The organism is Polaribacter sp. Z014, from assembly GCF_023555435.1.
Taxonomy (GTDB): Bacteria; Bacteroidota; Bacteroidia; order Flavobacteriales; family Flavobacteriaceae; genus Polaribacter.
On sequence record NZ_JALCZP010000073.1, the window covers coordinates 1 to 1,562 of the forward strand.

Sequence of the window (1,562 nt, forward strand, 5' to 3'; positions counted from 1 at the left end):
TTTTCGTCTAAACTCCATTTCTTGTATTTCATATCTCAAATATATTAGTTTTGAAATTTAAAATAGCACTCCGAACTTTTAAGGGGCTAAACTATATACATAGTGTTGCCTAAAGTTGTTTTTTATTTTCTAATTCTAATCGTTTTTTTCAAAATTCAAAATTCTAGTAAAAATCTTTTTCCTTTTTTTAATTCCATAGTTTACTCAAATTTTGTTTTCAGCATTTGAGTGATTTCTCAGAAGCGTAATTGAAGTAACAATTTTAATTATTTTATTCAAATTTCCAAATTTTAGTTTTTCAGCGCATGAAAAATTTTTCACGCATTCAATTGAGACAGCAATTTTGATGTTTTTCGATTTTCAGAAAATACTTTCTCGTTATTTTTCTCAACCATTTTACTACTCAAAGCTCATTTTTTTGATGTTTTCAATTTTAAAATAAATACCTAAAATTCCTTCAGAATTTTCCATTAGAGAGAGAGTGTCTAACTATTTGAATTTCTAGATTTTTATTTATTATTTCCTAAGTTGATTGAGATTTCTGAGCAATTTTTGGCAACGTTGTTGTATATGGTTTGTTGCGTGTTTCAAGCAACTAATTTAGTAAATAATTACTGACCAAGAAAGTCCGCGAGGACTTTCATAAGTATGCAAGAAGCCAGCAATAAATTATATACGGTGTTGTACTTTCGTTATTTTTCTAACTCTCTATCAATCACTTTTAATGCTTCTTTCGCTTTTAATTTAATGTTATTATAATTCCTGTTTTGATTTAAAGTATATTTTTTTTTAAGTAATAGAGTACTTAAATAATCTTTATTAGTTTTAATTCTGTTTAAGTCGTCTTTAGTTAATTTTGATTCAATTCCTATTGAAACATTATATAAATCTTGAACTATTAAATTAGTAATATCTCTACTAAAAAAGTTGTGTTGATAGAGTTGAACACTAGTTTCAGTGTTTTTCTCATTTCTATCATTTAAAGTGTAATATTCAAAAAGTTTGTCCTTTAATGTTTTTGAAAAATTAAAATTATTATTTGATTCATATTGACGAAGTGTATTTTTTTTTGGTATAAAATAAGATTCGGATAGAAGTGAGTAATTATACTTTATAAATAGCATTAACTCTTCTTTATTTAATTCTTTTTTAGATTGAAATGATATGAAAATAGAATCAATGTTTTTAGTCATATATTCATTACCTTTTATCCTTTGTATTATTTCAGTTGTATCAGCAACTAAATCTTTTTTAAAATCAATTAAATAAGTCATTTTAATCTCATTGTTTTTATAATCATAATACGAACTATTAATCCAAAGAGCAATTAATATTCCAATTACAACAAGAATAATTTCACCTAAAGCATATTTTATATAACTGGGGAGTTCTTTTTTTTTTGAAGATTCATATCTTTTTTTTTTAAATAATTTTATCATCCTTTAAATGTCGTTTATAATGAAGTACAACGTTGATGTATAAGCTTTGTTGCGTTGTTTAAGCAGTGAATTTAGTAAATAAAACACGAACGGCGAAATTCCGGAGGAATTTCCCAAGTGAGC

General features: G+C 24.9%; 1 protein-coding gene. It reads right to left on the minus strand.

The features are described 5' to 3' along the window. Positions 1-692: 692 nt before the first annotated feature. Positions 693-1,439 carry a DUF6090 family protein gene (locus MPF19_RS18945; RefSeq protein ID WP_249989839.1) on the minus strand — a complete coding sequence of 249 codons (747 nt, stop codon included), beginning with the start codon at positions 1,437-1,439 and terminating at the stop codon, positions 693-695. Between the last annotated feature and the right edge of the window lie 123 nt (positions 1,440-1,562).